This is a genomic window from Pseudomonas sp. B21-054 (genome assembly GCF_026016345.1).
Taxonomy (GTDB): domain Bacteria; phylum Pseudomonadota; class Gammaproteobacteria; order Pseudomonadales; family Pseudomonadaceae; genus Aquipseudomonas.
In genome coordinates this window covers 2,587,844-2,604,994 of the sequence record NZ_CP087204.1, presented here as the reverse complement: position 1 = coordinate 2,604,994, position 17,151 = coordinate 2,587,844, and the positions used below count along the sequence as shown (strand labels likewise).

16 protein-coding genes are annotated in these 17,151 nt (G+C 57.7%); 7 read left to right on the top strand and 9 right to left on the bottom strand.

Translation table 11 applies throughout. The features are described 5' to 3' along the window. Window positions 1-111: 111 nt before the first annotated feature. Entirely contained in the window at window positions 112-792 is a 681-nt protein-coding gene (locus LOY70_RS11770) for a phytanoyl-CoA dioxygenase family protein (RefSeq protein ID WP_265036792.1), read from the top strand. A gap of 207 nt (window positions 793-999) precedes the next feature. Next, window positions 1,000-1,608 carry an alpha/beta fold hydrolase gene (locus tag LOY70_RS11765; RefSeq protein WP_265036790.1) on the top strand — a complete coding sequence of 203 codons (609 nt, stop codon included), beginning with the start codon at window positions 1,000-1,002 and terminating at the stop codon, window positions 1,606-1,608. A gap of 171 nt (window positions 1,609-1,779) precedes the next feature. Here LOY70_RS11765 and LOY70_RS11760 read toward each other — a convergent pair whose 3' ends face one another. Genes LOY70_RS11760 through LOY70_RS11750 form a run of 3 tightly spaced genes read right to left on the bottom strand, consistent with a single transcriptional unit; the run spans window position 1,780 to window position 5,852 of the window. After that, window positions 1,780-3,123 (bottom strand): MFS transporter, encoded by a 1,344-nt coding sequence (locus LOY70_RS11760; protein ID WP_265036788.1) that lies wholly within the window; start codon window positions 3,121-3,123, stop codon window positions 1,780-1,782. A gap of 56 nt (window positions 3,124-3,179) precedes the next feature. Next, window positions 3,180-4,571: a four-carbon acid sugar kinase family protein gene (locus tag LOY70_RS11755; protein WP_265036786.1), complete on the bottom strand. Its 1,392-nt coding sequence runs from the start codon at window positions 4,569-4,571 to the stop codon at window positions 3,180-3,182. Between the two features lie 3 nt (window positions 4,572-4,574). Next, a complete protein-coding gene (locus LOY70_RS11750; RefSeq protein WP_265036785.1) occupies window positions 4,575-5,852 on the bottom strand; it encodes a ribulose-bisphosphate carboxylase large subunit family protein in 1,278 nt (425 codons plus the stop codon). Between the two features lie 192 nt (window positions 5,853-6,044). On the opposite strand from LOY70_RS11750, the gene LOY70_RS11745 reads away from it, so the two are divergent. Continuing rightward, window positions 6,045-6,923 carry a LysR substrate-binding domain-containing protein gene (locus tag LOY70_RS11745; protein WP_265036783.1) on the top strand — a complete coding sequence of 293 codons (879 nt, stop codon included), beginning with the start codon at window positions 6,045-6,047 and terminating at the stop codon, window positions 6,921-6,923. Window positions 6,924-6,981: 58 nt separating this feature from the next. Here LOY70_RS11745 and LOY70_RS11740 read toward each other — a convergent pair whose 3' ends face one another. After that, the gene (locus LOY70_RS11740) at window positions 6,982-7,749 is read right to left on the bottom strand and encodes an SDR family NAD(P)-dependent oxidoreductase (protein WP_060741615.1); all 768 of its coding nucleotides are present in this window, start codon (window positions 7,747-7,749) and stop codon (window positions 6,982-6,984) included. A gap of 199 nt (window positions 7,750-7,948) precedes the next feature. Continuing rightward, the gene (locus LOY70_RS11735) at window positions 7,949-8,422 is read right to left on the bottom strand and encodes a GNAT family N-acetyltransferase (RefSeq protein ID WP_265036780.1); all 474 of its coding nucleotides are present in this window, start codon (window positions 8,420-8,422) and stop codon (window positions 7,949-7,951) included. Window positions 8,423-8,675: 253 nt separating this feature from the next. Here LOY70_RS11735 and LOY70_RS11730 point away from each other — a divergent pair, with 253 nt between their 5' ends. Next, on the top strand, window positions 8,676-9,632 hold the full coding sequence (locus LOY70_RS11730) for a hypothetical protein (protein WP_265036778.1): 957 nt from the start codon (window positions 8,676-8,678) through the stop codon (window positions 9,630-9,632). A 52-nt stretch (window positions 9,633-9,684) separates the two neighbouring features. Here LOY70_RS11730 and LOY70_RS11725 read toward each other — a convergent pair whose 3' ends face one another. Further along, a complete protein-coding gene (locus tag LOY70_RS11725; RefSeq protein WP_265036776.1) occupies window positions 9,685-10,380 on the bottom strand; it encodes an HAD family hydrolase in 696 nt (231 codons plus the stop codon). A 36-nt stretch (window positions 10,381-10,416) separates the two neighbouring features. Further along, window positions 10,417-11,340 carry an N-acetyl-gamma-glutamyl-phosphate reductase gene (argC, locus tag LOY70_RS11720; protein WP_265036774.1) on the bottom strand — a complete coding sequence of 308 codons (924 nt, stop codon included), beginning with the start codon at window positions 11,338-11,340 and terminating at the stop codon, window positions 10,417-10,419. A 114-nt stretch (window positions 11,341-11,454) separates the two neighbouring features. Between argC and LOY70_RS11715 the strand changes: the two genes are divergently transcribed. After that, window positions 11,455-12,339 (top strand): LysR family transcriptional regulator, encoded by an 885-nt coding sequence (locus tag LOY70_RS11715; protein ID WP_265036772.1) that lies wholly within the window; start codon window positions 11,455-11,457, stop codon window positions 12,337-12,339. A 118-nt stretch (window positions 12,340-12,457) separates the two neighbouring features. Here LOY70_RS11715 and LOY70_RS11710 read toward each other — a convergent pair whose 3' ends face one another. Further along, complete coding sequence (locus tag LOY70_RS11710; protein WP_265036770.1) at window positions 12,458-14,443, bottom strand: M10 family metallopeptidase C-terminal domain-containing protein; 1,986 nt, start codon at window positions 14,441-14,443, stop codon at window positions 12,458-12,460. A 207-nt stretch (window positions 14,444-14,650) separates the two neighbouring features. Here LOY70_RS11710 and LOY70_RS11705 point away from each other — a divergent pair, with 207 nt between their 5' ends. Then, window positions 14,651-15,172: a hypothetical protein gene (locus LOY70_RS11705; RefSeq protein WP_265036769.1), complete on the top strand. Its 522-nt coding sequence runs from the start codon at window positions 14,651-14,653 to the stop codon at window positions 15,170-15,172. A 95-nt stretch (window positions 15,173-15,267) separates the two neighbouring features. On the opposite strand, the gene LOY70_RS11700 is transcribed toward LOY70_RS11705, so the two are convergent. Beyond that, the gene (locus tag LOY70_RS11700) at window positions 15,268-16,002 is read right to left on the bottom strand and encodes a substrate-binding periplasmic protein (RefSeq protein ID WP_265036767.1); all 735 of its coding nucleotides are present in this window, start codon (window positions 16,000-16,002) and stop codon (window positions 15,268-15,270) included. Between the two features lie 216 nt (window positions 16,003-16,218). Here LOY70_RS11700 and LOY70_RS11695 point away from each other — a divergent pair, with 216 nt between their 5' ends. Continuing rightward, the gene (locus LOY70_RS11695) at window positions 16,219-17,013 is read left to right on the top strand and encodes a hypothetical protein (protein WP_265036765.1); all 795 of its coding nucleotides are present in this window, start codon (window positions 16,219-16,221) and stop codon (window positions 17,011-17,013) included. Window positions 17,014-17,151 lie beyond the last annotated feature (138 nt).

Below are 17,151 nucleotides of genomic sequence, written 5' to 3'. Positions count from 1 at the left end.
CTTGTCCAGCGTCGGCCTGAGGTGATCGCCTTCGATTTGCCGTGTCCGATGGTTCTACTTTGGTTTGAATACTAACCTTCCCAATGCCCACGCAAGGAAGCCGAGAAAACCATGACTGGCCGCGAGCAACTTCATCGAGATGGTTACGCCCTGCTCCGTCGAGCGATCCCGGCCAAGTGGCTGGATGACCTGCGTGCCGTGTTCGATGCAGGAGTGAGGCCGTCGGACCAATGGCCAGTGCCGCGAGGCATGGATTGGCGTTATTCGATGCTGGACGATGATGCGAAGGTTCAAGCGGTGTGTCGTCTGCCCCAGTTGCTGGCGGTGGCGGGTGAGTTGATTGCAGAGCGGTTCTTCCTCTCCCAGGTCGAGGGGCGCGAGCCTCTTGCTGGGGGCGGCCATCAACAGCTGCACCGCGACTTATCGGCCAAACGGCCAGGCGACATTGCGATTGCCCTGGCTTTTTTCGACGACTATGGCCCCGGGAACGGCGCGACACGGATCGTTCCCGGCAGCCATCGCGCCGCGCCGGGAGAGCCCCCCTTCGACTTCAATAACGAATCACGGTGCGTACAGCTTTCAGGCTCCGCCGGGGACATCCTGGTGTTCGATGTCGACTTGGTGCATGCGGGCAGTCTGAACGCGACCGGCGCACGCCGGCGTTCCGTTTTGATCAGCTATTTTTCGGAGTCGCTCTACGCGTCACATCTGGAGACCGTGAGCTTGAGAAATGTTCGGATGGACACGCGCGAGCGGTTCGAGCCGTCGGATCTTACCTTGGGGGCCAGGTAACAGTCGGCCAAGGGTCGTCGTGGGTGACCAGGGCTACGCGCTTGTGTTTTTGCGTGGGGGTGGCTACGTGGATGGCCATGGGTCATCCTTGAGTGGGGACTTCAACATACCGTTAAATCACGGATGAAAAACAGTGGTTATCTAACCTTGCGGCATCCATCTTACCCTCCTGCTGACTCTTTCAATCCCACCTTCAAGGACCGAACCGTGATCGCATCCCCCGCCAAACTCCTCTTCCTGCCCGGAGCCTCAGGTGACACCCGGTTTTGGCGTCCGGTTGCTGAACGCCTAGCCCACTCGGCGCAGCAGGTCCATATCGGCTGGCCCGGCTTTGGAGACACACCGCCCGTGCCTGGCGTGACCGGCATGGATGATCTGGTGACCCGCGTGTTGGCTGAGATCGACCGGCCCACCGCGCTGGTGGCGCAGTCCATGGGCGGTATCGTCGCTGTGCTTGCAGCGCTCGAACGCCCTGGGCTGATCACACACCTGATATTGACCGTCACCTCTGGCGGGGTGGATATGTCTGCATTGGAGGCGCAAGACTGGCGTCCGGATTTTGCTGCCGCCAACCCGACACTGCCAAGGTGGTTTCTCGACGACCACACCGACCTCACACTCCGGTTGGCCGAGTTGCACATGCCCGTCCTGCTCCTCTGGGGAGATTCTGATCCGATCAGCCCCATGCGCGTCGGCCAGCGCCTTGCTCAACTGTTACCCCGCGCGGAACTACAGGTTTTCCCTGGAGCTGATCATAGCCTGGGCTTTACTCACGCAGACGAGGTGGCGAGGTTGATCGAGAGACATCTGGAGTAGGCCAAGAGCAGTCGGTGGATTGACCCGGACCTGGTCGTCACCGCCTGGCGGGGGTTAGTTAGGGGAAGACCACGACTCATGACGTAGTCTGATCCCGCTTATGCCTGGAGGGGTTACGCGTGCCGAGTCGAGCAAGCGTGCGGCATGTGGGCAAGCCGCACGCGGGGGTCATTACTCGTCAGTGATATTGATCGTTCTGGTTTCGGCTGACAGGTAGACGCACAAGGCAGAGATTGCCGCGAGCACCACCGTGTAGACCGAGATGGCATAGGGCGAGCCATAATGGCTGAGCAGATAGGCGCCGACGATGGGTGCCGTGCCGCCACCGATGATGCCACCGACATTGGTGGCCATGGCGAATCCGGTGAATCGTGCGCTGGGTCCAAATGCCTCGCCGGTGAATGAAGGAACGGCACCGTATACCAGGCCGTAGCCCGCCATGAACAGGCATGAGCCCAAGACCATGGGTAGGAACTGGCCTGTGGAAAATAGGTGCCAGAATGGAAACGCGGCCAGCGCAGTCACCGCGAAGCCGATCAACATCATGGTGCGTCGCCCCAGTCGATCGGCCATCGCGCCAGCGAAGGGAACGATTACCAGGTGCGTGCAGATAGCTACCATCGCGACCGAGAGCACAAAGGCATTGGAAAGGCCCAGTTCCTTCTGGCCGTAACTCAATGCGAACACGGTAAAAAGATAAAATGTCGAAAAATGACAAATGTTGGCACCCGCGACCAAAAGTAACTGTTTAGGGTACTTGGTGAACAGGCGCATGGCAGGTGATGGATTCGGCCCCTTGGCTGCCGCGCGTTTTTCGGCGGTCTTTTCGAACACCGGAGATTCGGCAACTTTAGACCGTACAAAGACGCCAACGACCAACAGAGCGAGACTGGCAATGAATGGAATGCGCCATCCCCATTTATAGAAATCCTCCACCGACAATAAACTGCTGACGATCAGCAGCAACCCCGCCGAGGCGATGAATCCAAACACCGGACCAATATTGTTGATGGCTGCATAAAAGCCACGTTTTCGCCGGGGCGCATGCTCAAGTAGCATGAGCACTGCACCGCTGTATTCTCCGGCAAAAGCGAAGCCCTGGATGAAGCGCAGCACACACAGCATGATGGGTGCCCAGATTCCTACGCTCGCGTAGGTAGGCAGCAAGCCAATGCCGACGGTGCTCAAGCCCATGATGATCAACGTGAGATAGAGCAATTTCTTGCGGCCTATCCGGTCGCCGAAATGTCCAAGCACCAGCGAACCCAGTGGCCGTGCGACAAATGATATGGCGAAGGACGCTAGCGAGGCGAGTCTTGAGACAGCTTCATCGGTGCCGGGAAAGAACAGAGGAGCGAAGATCAGCGCCGCCGCGGTACCATACAAATAGAGGTCATAGGTTTCTAACGCTGTGCCGAAGAGACTTCCGGCAACAACATTTTTCATGGATTTTTTCTTCTCATCATCAACATGTTCATGATGAGTCTCGCTGTTACTTAAGAGTGAGGTTTGCATAGTTTCACCTGTTGTTATTGTAAATATGCAAGCGTGTTCCTGTCCTAGAACGGAAGTTAGCTCCTACCTGTGAGCGCTTTTACGAAGTAGTCCTGGTCACCCATCTGCCCGCCTTTCAAGGCGATTTCCAGGTTGTCCAAGTACGGTTTGTTTGAGCGCACCTGGCAGAGGGGCGCACCGGGAGAGAGATCAGATTTGATGACCAATGCATCAGGGGCGAGAATCTTGGTGATCTGACTTGACGTATCACCGCCGGATATAACCAGTCTTTCGAGCGGATACGCCTTAAGAATGTCCAGAACGATGTAGCCCATTTCGACAGCCAATTGCTTACCGCCGCGGATTTTTGCCTCGTCACGACGCAGTCCTTTGGCGGTCATCGCTTCGATCATCTGTTCGATTCTCGGGTCATCCGGACCTTTTGCCGTGTGGATCAGCACGGAGCGTCCGCTTTTGAGGTGCGCGACTGCCGTCGCCACCACATCCTGGACCATCCCGCCTTTATGTGATCCTGCGAGGATTGCTGCCGCATCCACCGCCAGTTCGACAAATCCACTAGAGATAGCGGTGTCGATTTGAACGCGACTTAACGGGGATGCGCTTCCAGAAATGACCAACACTTGCCTGGTGGGCCGCAGCGCAGTGACCTGAGTTTGGTAGGCATCTATCAGTCCGACCGAATGCCAGTGCTGCGTTAATCCATACTCGACACCTGAAGAGCCAACTACGAACAACGGCGCCGCATTGCTAGAAATCTCCGTGAGTACTTTCCCTGCGAGGGTCATATGTGCAGTGGTAGTGCCGTCGATCAAAACCGAGTCATGGCTCAGAGCGGCTTGGCGGATCAAGGACGCCAAGTCGGCAGGTTGGTCAAGCTGACGGATGTCGATTTTGGCGATCGATAAATTCTTTTGCTGGCCGATATGAACACTCAGATCGGCTTCTCCCATAGGCGTGATGGGGTGGGCCCGCATGACGGGATGGCGGTCGATCCGGTGTACACAGTGGTCCGTCTTGGACAGCGCAAACAAATTGCCAAACACGCAATAACGACCCAGGGCCGGGTTACCCGCGACGATTGGCACGCCTTTTACCCCAAAGGCGCGTGATGCGAGCTCAATGACATGGCCGATGCTGCCCACGTCGGGAGCGCTGTCGAACGTGGAGCAAACTTTGTAATGCACAAGGTCGGGGGACAGGCGCTTGATTGCTTCAAATAGGTCTGGAAGCACCTCATCCATTTCAGCATTGGATAACGCGCGACTATCGCCAGCGATGCCAATAGCGTCGAAACCACCCAGTTCCTCTAACAACTCGGGCGACGGTGGCACCAAAAACAATGCGCATCTCAGGCCGGCTGCGGTAAGGACTTCCAGAGCATCGGTCGAGCCGGTGAAATCATCACCGTAAAACACCAGACGAAGCCTGGGCGTATTGGCTGAACGCATGATTTATACGCCTCCGAATTTTGCCAAGGCGGCGGTTAGTGCGGGTCTGCCCTCTGCATACTGTTGCAAGGGTATGCCTTGAGTCGCCGCTTCCCATCCTTCGCGCATACTCTGAACGCCGGCACCGATACCTAGGGGATGGCCGATAATTCCACCGCCCGCCAGATGCATGAGGTCCACCGACTGCAGCTTTTCGAACAGCGTTGGCGCTTGCGCCGCCCATTGGCCGGAAGAGAAAACCGGCAGGATCGGTTGGACGCCCGAAAACGGGGTCAGGCAGCTCAGTGCCGAGGCAATGACTGAGTCATCCGGTTCCCAGAATTTGCTCTGAATGCCATTGACGTGCAGATGATCGATGCCCGCCAGGCGCCAGATTTTCTGATAGACCTCAAACGAAAAGCCCAGCTGTGGATTGCGGGTAAAGGCACCCCAGCCGTTACGATGGCCGTGAATAGGTAGTTGGGAATGCTTGCGGATATGCTCGACCCCCGAATGCCCAACCCAGTTCAGGCAGAGCATGACGCAGGTCCCCCCCGACTCCAGCACGGCGTCGTGGCGGCGAAGCATTTCATCAATGCTCCCAGAAATATTGATCGCGTACATTGGCATCCTGCCGAGGCGATCCGCATGCTTGTGAAGTACAGGCATGACAGCATTCAGCCTCGCATCGAAGGATGCATAGGTCGGGTCGATCAAGAGTTCATCATCTTTGAGGAACTCAATACCACCCGCACACAGCTCATCGGCCACGGTCGCGGTCTGCTCAGGTGTCAGGCCGATGCTGGGTTTAATGATGGTGCCAATGATTGGACGGTCATGAACGCCGCACAGTTTACGAGTCCCTTCAATCCCGAACTGTGGGCCCAAGAAGCCAGCGGCAAATGTTGCCGGAAGATCGACATCGAGCACTCTTAAACCGCTGACTTCACCTATCTCGAATAGATTGCCGGCAATGGTGGTCAGCAGTGCAGGAAGATTCGGACCAATATTGGCCGTTGGAAAAGCGATTTCAACTTCGCCGCGATAGTACGTCGCCGAAGGATTGTGCCTAGCCAGGTATTCGCTATGTAACGAAGCGCTGGTGACCGCTGGAAGAGACTTGACCGACACCACACGAGCCCGTGAGCGCTCTTTCAACTCAGCTGATTCGCTGGGCAAGGTAATAAATGTACCGCTGGATTGCTCGCCAGCGATGACCTCGCCGACCCGTTCAATCGGGTAACTGCTCTCTACGAAGAAACGGGCCGTAAACTCTTCGCGCCCGGCTGTTTGATCGACCATAGATAATCACCTTGGCTTTACTTTTTTTATATTAAATGGCCGCTTTTGCAGGGGCGGCCTTCCCTTCGAATATACATTGACCCTGCTGATGGGCTAACGATATGATTTCCCGCTAAGTTGAGAAAAACTCACATTAGGCTACTGGTTCGACCAGCGCTCCGGTCGCCATGGCCTGCTCATGAGGTACAACACATGTCATCCCCTCCGCGACCATCTCTCAATGCACTCAGAGCTTTCGAAATGGTTGCGAGGAAAGGCACCTTCGGCGAAGCCGCTGATGCCCTTTCCGTGACTCACGGTGCTATCAGCCGACACATTCGGACGCTTGAGGATGTGCTGGGGATCGTCTTGCTCACGCGCAATGCGCATGGCACTAAACTGACTCCAGAAGGCGCGCGCCTTGCCGCCGGCCTGAGCCGCGCATTCAACTTGATCCAGCAAAGTATTGACGAAGTGCGCCCTCAACCTCTGGAGCTGTCATGTTCGGCGTCCATCATGATGCATTGGTTGCTACCCAGGCTTGCCGGGTTGCACAGCAACTTTCCGACGATGGAGCTGGGCTTGAGAACCGGACACGGTCCAATCGACTTTGTCCAAGATGGCGTCAGCGTGGCAATACGCTTGGAAAGCATTGGCCCACCTCCCGGCATCGCGCCGATCCCGTTGGCCAATGAATGGATTGGGGCTATATGCTCGCCTGATTACCTTAAGGCTTCAGATGTGCAGCAAGTGAGCGACCTGAGCGGCAAAAAGCTGCTGGCTACCAAGACTCGCCCGCATGCTTGGAAGGAATGGTATTCAGCGTTGCAGATGACCATGCCCGATTCCCTTGAATTGGAATACTTCGAGCATTTCTATCTGCTGATTCAAGCGGCCAAGGTCGGCTTGGGATTTGCCTGTGTGCCGCGGATGCTGGTGCAAGCGGAACTGGAGAGTGGCGCGCTGGTAGCCCCGTTTGGCTGTGTTGAAGGCCCGGAAAAGTTGGTGCTGTGGATCTCGCCCAACGCCAGAGCGCGGGCCGACACAGCAGACCTGGTGAAGTGGATCGTAGAAGAAATGGCGGCCGAATGATCAGCCGCACAAGGAGCGCCTGGTCACTACGCGCCCCCTTTGTTCGTATCAGCGCTACTCAGATATCGCCAGCGCCCCACGCAAGAAAGCCACCATCCACGGGGAGGACAATTCCGTTGACGTAAGCTGAGACGTCAGACGCCAGATAGCTGACTGCTCCGGCGATTTCACGCGTGGTGCCATAACGTTTCGCTGGGATGGCGTTGCTGTAAGCCTTACGGAACTCATCGCTGTGCAGTTCTTTGGTCATCGGCGTATCGACCGGTCCAGGGGCGATGGCATTTGCGGTGATTCCGTATTCGCTCAGTTCGACGGCCATCTGCCTTGTCAGCGCGATCACGGCACCTTTTGATGTGCCGTAGGCCGTCCGGCCTTTGCCCACTGCGCGCATCCCGGCAACGGAGGCAATGTTGATGATCCGGCCGAACTCGTGCTTACGCATGATGCGTGCCGCCAGCTGGCAGCACAAGAAAGTGCCCGTGACATTGATCAGCATTGTCCGGTTGAAGACATCGGCATCAAATTCCAGGAAAGGCATGGTCTTGGCGATGCCGGCAGAATTGACCAACACATCGCAACGCCCGAACTTGGCCTCAATCCATTCGAACGCAGCAGACACAGAGGCAGGTGTACCGACATCGATCTGGAAGGCATCGGCGCAGAAACCTTGGTCACGCAGGTGTTGCGCGAAACGTTCGGCCTCGGTGGTATTGATGTCGCAAATGATTACATGGTGGCCATCGCTCGCCAGCGCACTTGCTGCTTCCGCTCCAATACCCATAGCGCCGCCGGTAATTACGGCGACTTTCTTATTTGCAAGCGTCATCGAGAATTCCTCTTTTATTATCTTTGCCAAGCCCAGGTGGCCAGTGGAAATCCTAAGAAGGCGCTGTCAATCCAGCAATCGATAAAAATTCGCGCGACTGTCACAAAAACTCACTGACCGCCGTGTCTGGTCTCAGTACCTCAGCACGGATGCAACGCATCTGGATTAATTAGCCGCAGAGACTTGCTCCCCTGGGCATTCATGCTCCGCACCTCAGGTTTTTCCGCATCAACGCATTCTCAAGCATTACACCCCGACGGATCGGAAACCCTCGCTCCACGACATGAAAACCGTGTAGTGCAAAGAAGGGCTCAGCCGTCTTGCTGACATCTGAAGTCAGTTCCTCAACGCCAAGCGCCCTGGCTTCTTCATGGATGCGGTTCATGAGCGAAGAGCCTATTCCTTGCCGAGGATGAGTACCCGCCACAAAAAAATGGTCGATGTAACCGTTCGGTTGAATGTCGGCGTAGCCCACTATTTCGCCATGGACCTCAGCCACGAACGGGCGCAGATTGCTGAGATGACTCGCCCAGAGATTCGGATCAAGATCCGCAGGCGCCCATGCCTCGATTTGATCGCGAGTGTAGTCGCGTGAGGCGATGCCATGAATGGCGGAGTAGAAGACGTGAAACAACGCAGTCTCATCCCCGCTTCTGAACCGTCGAATGTCCATGTGTTTCTCGTAAGGCTCACTCAAAAAGGGAAAGTCTGTCATACCTGCTGCAAATCGAAAATGAACTGCCCACGTTCCATAGGCACAGCCAGGTGTGACTGAGTGCGCACGATGTCATGCTCGAAAAAACTCCCCCCAACACGCCACAGCCTCGGCATGAGATATTCTGCGCGGCGTCAACCAATCCCTGTGGCTTGCAATCGCTTAGCACCCCCTTCGATCGGTTAAAACAGCGGCGCATCAGGAGTTCTGCATGTTCATTGGATACCAGTTCGAGCGCACCGCGCGGGGTGACCTGCTCATCCACTCACGCAACCTGGTGCAGAGCGCATTCGTGCTGGTGACAGGCGCGCTGGCCTTCATCTTACCGGTGGCGTTCGCCGTGTTTGTGATCGTTGATGGCGCCTCGCTGATGGCTGATGCGGATCCCCTGTCCGCCTTATTGTTGGTGCTCTTGTGGCTGCTGATCCCTGCCCTCGGTTTGCTCCTGGTGATCTACACCGGCTTTCGCGAAACCTTGGTGCTGTCGCGAGTCGACGGTGAGGGTAAACGCCTCACCCGAAACTTTTTCGGGCGCCGCGAGCGTGTGCAATCGGTCTTCAGGATCGACGCTGCCAAATACCTCGAGCTTCGTCGCCGTCCGCAGGCTGAGCGAGCCTACACCCAGCTATGGCTGATGATGCGCGATGGCACCGCGCACCGCCTGACGACCGACAGCGTTCCGGTGGTACCGGGAAGTCAACGCATTGACGTTTGGCTGCGTGAGCTGGCCGACTACCTGAACGTGGCGCTGCCCACCGAAGTCGTCGAAGGAACGGCGGCTGTGAAGGCCCCCTATCGACCAGCTCCAGCCCCCACCAGCGGCAAGGCGGTGAGGGAAGCCCGGCAGCGCCGGAGAAAGGGAGACACGCCTGCGCCTGAGGCGACTGAGAAACTCGGCGTTCCCGCACGTGCCTTGCTCACGCTATTGGGCGCCTTCTTCGTGGTGCTGGAGCTGACTAACATCATTACCCTGGTGCCGGCTCTATTTACCGGTCGGTTGCGCGTCAGTGGCTTTCGAACGGGCTCTACGATCTTTTACTGGGCCGAGCAACCCTGGAGCTTTGCATTCAATGTGCTGGTGGGCATCGTCGGGGGATTGATCATTGGCGTCATCGCCTGGGGTTGCCTGCGCATGGCGATCCAAGGTCGGATGGGTACCAAGCCCTGAGGCCAGTCCATTCGGTCAAGGCCTGGTCAGAAATGGTCGTCAGGTACCGCTATCAGGTTGCAAGCATGTCCAAGAGCTCCTTCAATGTTTCAATGGAGCGCTCCGCTGGTGCTATGTTCGCGGGCCACGGATGGAATCCACTCAACCAGACGGCAAGCATTCCGGCGGCTGTGGCCCCCAGGTAATCATTCTCCGGGTGATCCCCCACAAACCAGCAATGCTCAGGACGGACCCCCAACGCCTTTGCCCCCTGATGGAATATTTCAGGCGCCGGTTTCGAAACACCGCACGCTCCAGAGCACATCATCGTCTCAATGGCTTCCCCGAAGGGCAGTGCCTTCAAGGTCTGCCGTCGCGAATGCTCGGCGCCATTGGAGATGACACCGATGGCAATCCCCTTGCGGCGAAGCGCTTGAACCATCGCGCTAGCGCCTGGCATTTCAACCGCAGCGCTCGGAAAGTGATTCATCCAATGTGTGATTAATCGCTTGGGATCGATTGGCCCGCTCCACGTCAACTCCTGAGCCAACGTGTACCCAACCGCCTCACGGATGGAAGAATATTCAGATTCCGGTCGCAGATACCCACCGTTATCGGTGCGCGCGATCAGGTGAGAGATCCGACGGGGGTCTACTCCCGGGATTTCACCCTTGAACTCATCCAGGAATCGCTCAACGTAGCGGTCAATGCTGAGCGCACGATGGGTCAGCGTGTTGTCCAGATCGAACAGAATAGCTTTCGGTGCCAAGCTCCCTCCAAGCGATCACGATGCCGTTGAAAATTTTCACGCCATCATCAAATCCAGATTCTCCACCGCCGCGCCAGCGGCGCCCTTCCCAAGATTGTCAAATACCGCCGCCAACAGAACCTGTCCCGCGTCGGCATTTTCACACACCACCAATCGCAAACCGTCAGTCCCGTTAAGGGCCTGGGGATCAAGGTATGTCAGCTCTTTAGCCTCTTGCATCGACATTACCTGTACAGAGGGTGCGTCGGCGTAATGCTGCATCAGGCAGGCATGCAACCGCATCGCATCCACGCCTGGCGCCAGCAACCGAAGTTGCAACGGGATGGTCAGCACGATGCCCTGGCGAAAAGCCCCGTAGGCCGGCACGAACATCGGCCGCTCCGTCAAACCGCTGTGCTGCTGTATTTCCGGAATATGTTTGTGCGCCAACCCCAGACCGTAGACCTGGAACGCGGGCGCCTGCGATGCGCCCTCCCCCTCATACTCCTGTACGCCGGCGCGCCCTTTTCCAGAATAGCCCGACACGGCGTGAATATTCATCGGGTAGTCCGTGGGCAGTAGCCCAGCCTCCAGCAATGGACGCAGCAGCCCTATCGCTCCCGTGGGGTAGCAGCCGGGGTTGCTGACCCGCCGCGCCGTGGCGATTCGTCTGGCCTGCTGCGCGTTCATCTGCGCGAAACCGTAGACCCAGTCTGGATGGGTACGGTGCGCGGAGCTTGCATCGATCACGCGAACAGCGGGGTTCTTGATGCTCGCTACCGCGTCGCGTGCAGCCGGGTCGGGCAAGCAAAGAATGGCGATGTCGCAGTCGTTGATGATTTCAGCGCGGCGTTGCGGATCCTTGCGATGTTCGGAGCTGAGCGTGACGAGCCGCAGATCGGTCCGGTCGCTTAGACGCTGATGGATTTGCAACCCGGTGGTGCCTTGGTCGCCGTCGATGAATACGTGAGGAATTGCCATGGAAAGCTCCCGGACATAGGAAATCAGGAGATTCCATCTTCAGGGAACGGCTAAGATTGGAAAAGTTGAATTCCCAAACGATTAGATTCAGCTTTCCTGAACATGGAGTACCCCATGCGCGAAATCAGCCTGGACCGCCTGCGCACCTTGGTGGCCATTGTCGACCTGGGCTCGTTTGCCGAGGCCGCTCGTGCCTTGCACCTTGCGCCCCCCACGGTCAGCTTGCATATTGCCGACCTGGAGTCGCGGGTTGGTGGCCAGCTGTTGTCACGTACCCGCGGACGCATTCAGCCTACGACGATTGGCGAAACCCTGGTGGACCGCGCGCGGCGCCTGTTGGCGGATGCGGAGCAGGCGCTTGAGGACGTCGAGCGTCAGGTACAGGGCTTGGCCGGGCGTGTGCGGCTGGGGGCCTCCACAGGGGCCATTGCCCAGTTGCTGCCGCAAGCGTTGGAGACGTTAGGCCAACGCCATCCCGCTATCGATGTGCAGGTCGCGGTGCTCACCTCGCAGGAGACGTTGAAGAAGCTTGCCGAGGGCTCGTTGGAAATCGGCCTGGTCGCGCTGCCACAGGCCCCGGTGAAGGGGTTGCGGATCGAGCCATGGCGGCGCGACCCGGTCATGGCCTTCTTGCCGGCTCGCTGGGACTGCCCGGACATCGTGACGCCCGGTTGGCTGGCCGCCCAGCCATTGATTCTGAACGACAGCACCACCCGGCTTTCGCGCTTGACGTCGGAGTGGTTCGCCAATGATGAACGCCAGCCTACCCCGCGTATTCAACTGAACTACAACGATGCGATCAAAAGCCTGGTGGCTGCTGGCTATGGCGCGACGTTGCTGCCCCATGAAGCCTCCACGCCATTGCCCGATACCCGGATTGTCATGAGGCCATTGCAACCACTGCTGTGGCGTGAACTGGGAATTGCCCACCGGGGTGGCAATGTCGAGCGGTCTACGCAGCATGTGTTGGATGTGTTGTGGGGGTTGAGTGCTGGGTAAGTGCAATGACCAAGGGCAGCAATCGACCTAACGCTGCCCATATGGAGGTCTTCCTCACGCATAGGGCCTTGGACCGCTCAGGAAGCGGCCCAAGGCAAGGAATAACCACGTTGGCGTTTTACACCCAGAAGTTAGCCACTCCGATCAATTGAAAGACTTCATCTCCCGAGGGCTCGGCAAAGATGATGTCCAAGTTACGGTAACCGGAGTGGTCCCCGGCCAAGCTCAACTCGAATCGAGCCCCAGAGGCGTCGGCTTCGTAGTTCTTCAAGTAAGTCAGGTTCTTGGTTTCATTGAAAACCACGTCCAGCGTGCCGTTGTAACCATTTCCCAGCCGGGTAAAGCCCAAGGCGGACAAATCGATCTTGTCTTCACCCACGGTATAGTCAATCAGGCGATCAGTGTGATTGTCGGTGGCGGTACGGTAGCTGTCGCTCAGTACGTCGAAGCGGAACACATCGTTGTTACCGCCGCCCGCCAATAGGTCCCGGCCCTCTGCGCCAACCAATACATCATTTCCTAGCGCGCCATATAGGCGATCATCGCCCGCGAACCCTTCGATGAGTTCGCCTCGGGCGTTGCCTTGTAAACGATCGGCCCCTTCGGTGCCCGTCAACCTGGCTTGCTGAAACAGGAGGTTGGTTTCATTCAGCGTTTGACCCAAGTCACCGTCGAAAACCACTTCGAAGCGTTCCCCCTCCGCGTCGGCATCGAAACTCTTGAGGTAGGTCCGCGTTCCGCTTTCATTGACTCGTATCGCCAGCGTTCCGTCATGTCCATTGCCCAGCCCGAGGAAGCCCAGGGAGGAGAGATCGATCGTATCGATGCTGGGGTCGAAGTCGATGATTCGGTCGCTATGGGCCGCGGTTGCGGTTCGGTAGCTGTCTGTGACTGACTCGTAACGGAACGTATCGGCCCCGGCATCGCCCGTCAGCAGGTCGCGACCTTGCTGGCCATCGAGCAGATCGTTACCGGCCCCGCCAACGATCGCATCATCGAAGGAGTTGGTACCCAGCAAGAAGTCATCATCGCGACCGCCGTCAAGGTGGTAATAGCCGTCGTCGGGATTGCCAAAGCTGTGGTCCAGACTACCGTCGGGGTTCAGCTGAACCAGGGCGGCCAGATAGCCGTCCGCGCTCGTACCTTGGCTTGCGCCAATCAACAGCTTGCCGTCGGCCCGCACGATCATGTCGGCTACGGCGAAAGGCGCGTTTTCTGAGCCCCAACTTACCCGCCCCTGATCACCGAAATCGGTGTCGAGCGAGCCGTCGGCGTTGAGTCGGATGACAGTCGCCACGCCGCCCGAGGCGCCCGCCAGCAGGATTTTGCCGTCATCCTGGATGACGAGGGCATTTGCGTGAACATCCAGGGCCAGGCTGCCCCCGTTGGCAAAGCTGCTATCCAGAGTACCGTCCTGATTGAGGCGAGTCAGGGTATCCTGCCCCGTGACCAATACCTTCCCGTCTCCCTGCAGCGAAACGTCGATCGTGCGGCTGGGTTGAATGCCGACGGACGCTGGCAGGTGCAGGATCCCAGCCTCTGCGAAAGACGAGACCAAGGTCCCCGTCGCATCGAAGCGGGCAATATAGATCTCCCCAGAGGGATACCCAGCGCTTGCGAAAAAGCTGCCGTCGCGTTGTACAGAGAACGACGCTTGCTCTCCTAGAGAGTCATTCCAGTAAAACGGCACTGTCGCGGCGCCACCGTTGCCGAAACTCGTATCGAGGCTGCCGTCAGCCAAGGTGCGACTCACCCCGGACACCCAGGCGTCGCCTACTTTCACGTATCGCGTCACCAGGTAGCCCCCTCCCGGCTGCACCGCGGCATTACCGCCGTCCTCGATATCGAGCGTCACTGGCAGGAGGGATTTACCGTCTCCACTGAAGTTGCGGTCCAGACTACCGTTGGCATTGAACCGGACCAGACTGCCGGTGAAGCCTGAATCCTCTTCGCCTCCCAGTCCCAGGCGACTATAAGCGCCAAGCCAGATAGCACCGTCCGGATCGACCGTGATACCGCCGATTTTGTCCGAGCCCCATAAGGGCGTGGCGACCATGCCTGTGTTCCGCACAGCTGAAGCGGCGGGCGAAATGCTCTGACTCATCTCCATGCCTCCGATAGCTACCTGTAAGCCAAGGACAATAGACACGGTTCAGTCTGGTTGCCACTTTACGAAACGAGGAAAGGTTCTTGGACGACCTTCCACAGGAGCTGCCTAAGTCTTCGCAAGATCCATTATCATAAGATCACTATCCAGCAATCTCAGGCCCTCGATATGTACTGAGGGGCTCGAAAATATCAGGGAGCGATGATGTACGGAAATCACAAATTGGCCTGTTGTGCTTTGCTGGCGGGAGCCGTAGCACTCAGCGGTTGCACTTCGTTGCTTCAGGGCAAGCAGTATGTTTTTCCCCGTCCGGATGAGCCCTCGGCTACGGTTCGCCTTAAATATGAACGCGGCACCAAGCTGGACGCCATGACCTTCAACGAAAAGGGCTGCTACGCGGGGTTCACGACACTGCCCTATTCCCCCGATGGCTTTATCGAATCGCCAATGGCAGCGGGCAAAGAGCTGGTATTGACTTACTGGAACGAAGTCGGAGGCAGACAGTGTCAGATACCTTTTTCTTTCACGCCGCAGGCGGGCGCCACCTACACCTTGAAGACCGGCTTCTGGAGTCAGACCAAGCCAGGCGTCCTTCCCATCTTTACCAACGACCAGTATTACTGCGGAATTGGTGTCGTTAAAAAAGTCGGCGATCAGGAGAGCATCGAGCCCATTCAACAGCTGCGCATCAAGACGGGTTTTGCCTGCCTTAGGTTCGTCAAATAGAGCGGGGTCAGGCTGCTGGCCGAAAGCAGCCACTCCCCTACCCAGCTACAAGCCTTGCCACCGTCCATCCACGCCTCTGGCTAACAACAGCGCTCTCACTCCTCATACCGCCGCTGAATCCGCTCCAGCTCCCCAGAACGTCGCAACTGTTCCAAAGCCTTGGCCCATGCAGCCACCACTTCATCCTCAGAGTCCAAGCTAAAAGCGATATACAACGACGAACGATAAAGCTCGATAGGAATTTTCCGCAACGTGCCCGGGGCGATGTTCAACTGGCGGCTGTAGTAAGCCACGCCCGCATCGGTGTCGCCGACGATGATGCCGGTGCGCCCGGCGAGCAGCATGCGGTAGAGCAGCTTGCTTTCGGTGGCGCTTTTGTCCAGGTTGTTGAAACCCAGCGACAGCAGCATCGTTGGCACCAGGCCGGCATGTCGCGTGGTGATCTGCGGGGCGTGCAGCAGTTGCTCCAGGGAGTTCACCGGCGGCGCCTTGGTCAGTTGATAGGGGTGGATGGACTCTTCCACGATCGGCCCGACCCACTTGTACAACGGCTCGCGCTCCGCCGTGCGGAACATGGAATACATGATGGTCTTTTGCCGGGTCCTCAATACCTGGGTGGCGCGCATACTGGGCTGCAGCAGCACCTCGAACTTATCCCCGGTCAGCGCCATGATGGCCCGGACGATTTCCGTGGTCATGCCGGTGAGCTGATTGTTTTCCTGGTAGTTGTACGGTGCCCATTCTTCGGTGACGACCTGATACTCCTCGGCCCCGACCGCAGTGCCAAGCAATAGACAGAGCAGCGCTGCAGCCGGTGTCGAGTGCTTCACGTGTTCTCCCGGAGGACTGTTCGGTGTTTGTGCATGGAGGGCCTGATTCAAGAAGACAGGGTAAGCATAGACCCAAACACATGCCTGACAGTTGACGCAGTGCACATTCCTGACCTTAGCAACCCCTCGACCTTGGTGTACGATCAGCGCGAACCGGATATCGCCCAACGTGCACGGCGCCTGCCTTTGCGCCCTCCTCCCAGCGGCCCACCCCACATGAATCCAATCGACCCCTTGTCGTTTCAACGTATCACCATCGCCCATGGCACGCTTGAGGGTGCGATCTATTTCGATGCCGAAGAAGACCTCACCCATGAGGTGTTTCCTGAGCGCATCGTTTTTCAAACCAACTATCTGGATTACCGCAGCTATGAGGTCGATCTCGCCGAGGGCGGGATTCGGGTGCGCAAGACGTGCCTGGATAACTACCAGCGCGGCCATAAGGCACAAATGATCGATGATGAGATGGATGACGAGGACTGGGCCGAATTGGGCAGCCTATGGCAGCGCTTGAGCCGAGACCTGGACACCCAAGGGCCTCGGCCCGATGTAGCCGAGGCCTTGGCCGACCTGTTTTATAACCTGTTCGACGAGGCCCACGCGCAAGCACTCATTGAGAAAATGCCGGCTCCTGCGGCGCAGTGGGATTGGGCATGGACGCAAGTCGCGTCCGCGCTCACCGAGACCCACCAGTTGGCTGGGTTCGAATGGAAAGAGTGGTCGTCCTGCGGGGTCAATGCAGTCAATGCCCTGGCACCACTGCGGCAGCTGAACATTGAAATCCCTACGCCTGACGGTAAGACCCTCGAAGCTGTTAACTGCGCCAACGATTGGGAACGGGCGCTGCTGCAGTATTTCAACGCACAACTGGAAGCCCATGATTTGAAGTTGCTGGCCCTCGGCACGCATTTCGATGAATACCAGGCCTTTGCCTGCCTGCCCATGAATGGGTTGGGCCTGGTCAATGCCTTGGAGATCATGGGTAAGCTGGGCATTGTCTATAAATATTAAGTGTCCTTATGCCGCGATGTTCAGGCGTGGCGGCTGGCTAAACCTTCTTTGAGTCTCGAACCGACGCTATGAAAACTTGTGATCAATGCCGCTCCCTCATCCTTGAAGACAACGCCGCTTGCCCGCGATGCGCCGAAG

Bases quoted from the DNA above. Each gene is read 5' to 3' on its own strand.
- LOY70_RS11770 (WP_265036792.1), top strand. From the start codon at position 112: ATGACTGGCCGCGAGCAACTTCATCGAGATGGTTACGCCCTGCTCCGT.
- LOY70_RS11760 (WP_265036788.1), bottom strand. From the start codon at position 3,123: ATGCAAACCTCACTCTTAAGTAACAGCGAGACTCATCATGAACATGTT.
- LOY70_RS11755 (WP_265036786.1), bottom strand. From the start codon at position 4,571: ATGCGTTCAGCCAATACGCCCAGGCTTCGTCTGGTGTTTTACGGTGAT.
- LOY70_RS11750 (WP_265036785.1), bottom strand. From the start codon at position 5,852: ATGGTCGATCAAACAGCCGGGCGCGAAGAGTTTACGGCCCGTTTCTTC.
- LOY70_RS11745 (WP_265036783.1), top strand. From the start codon at position 6,045: ATGTCATCCCCTCCGCGACCATCTCTCAATGCACTCAGAGCTTTCGAA.
- LOY70_RS11740 (WP_060741615.1), bottom strand. From the start codon at position 7,749: ATGACGCTTGCAAATAAGAAAGTCGCCGTAATTACCGGCGGCGCTATG.
- LOY70_RS11735 (WP_265036780.1), bottom strand. From the start codon at position 8,422: ATGGACATTCGACGGTTCAGAAGCGGGGATGAGACTGCGTTGTTTCAC.
- LOY70_RS11730 (WP_265036778.1), top strand. From the start codon at position 8,676: ATGTTCATTGGATACCAGTTCGAGCGCACCGCGCGGGGTGACCTGCTC.
- argC (WP_265036774.1), bottom strand. From the start codon at position 11,340: ATGGCAATTCCTCACGTATTCATCGACGGCGACCAAGGCACCACCGGG.
- LOY70_RS11715 (WP_265036772.1), top strand. From the start codon at position 11,455: ATGCGCGAAATCAGCCTGGACCGCCTGCGCACCTTGGTGGCCATTGTC.
- LOY70_RS11710 (WP_265036770.1), bottom strand. From the start codon at position 14,443: ATGAGTCAGAGCATTTCGCCCGCCGCTTCAGCTGTGCGGAACACAGGC.
- LOY70_RS11705 (WP_265036769.1), top strand. From the start codon at position 14,651: ATGTACGGAAATCACAAATTGGCCTGTTGTGCTTTGCTGGCGGGAGCC.
- LOY70_RS11695 (WP_265036765.1), top strand. From the start codon at position 16,219: ATGAATCCAATCGACCCCTTGTCGTTTCAACGTATCACCATCGCCCAT.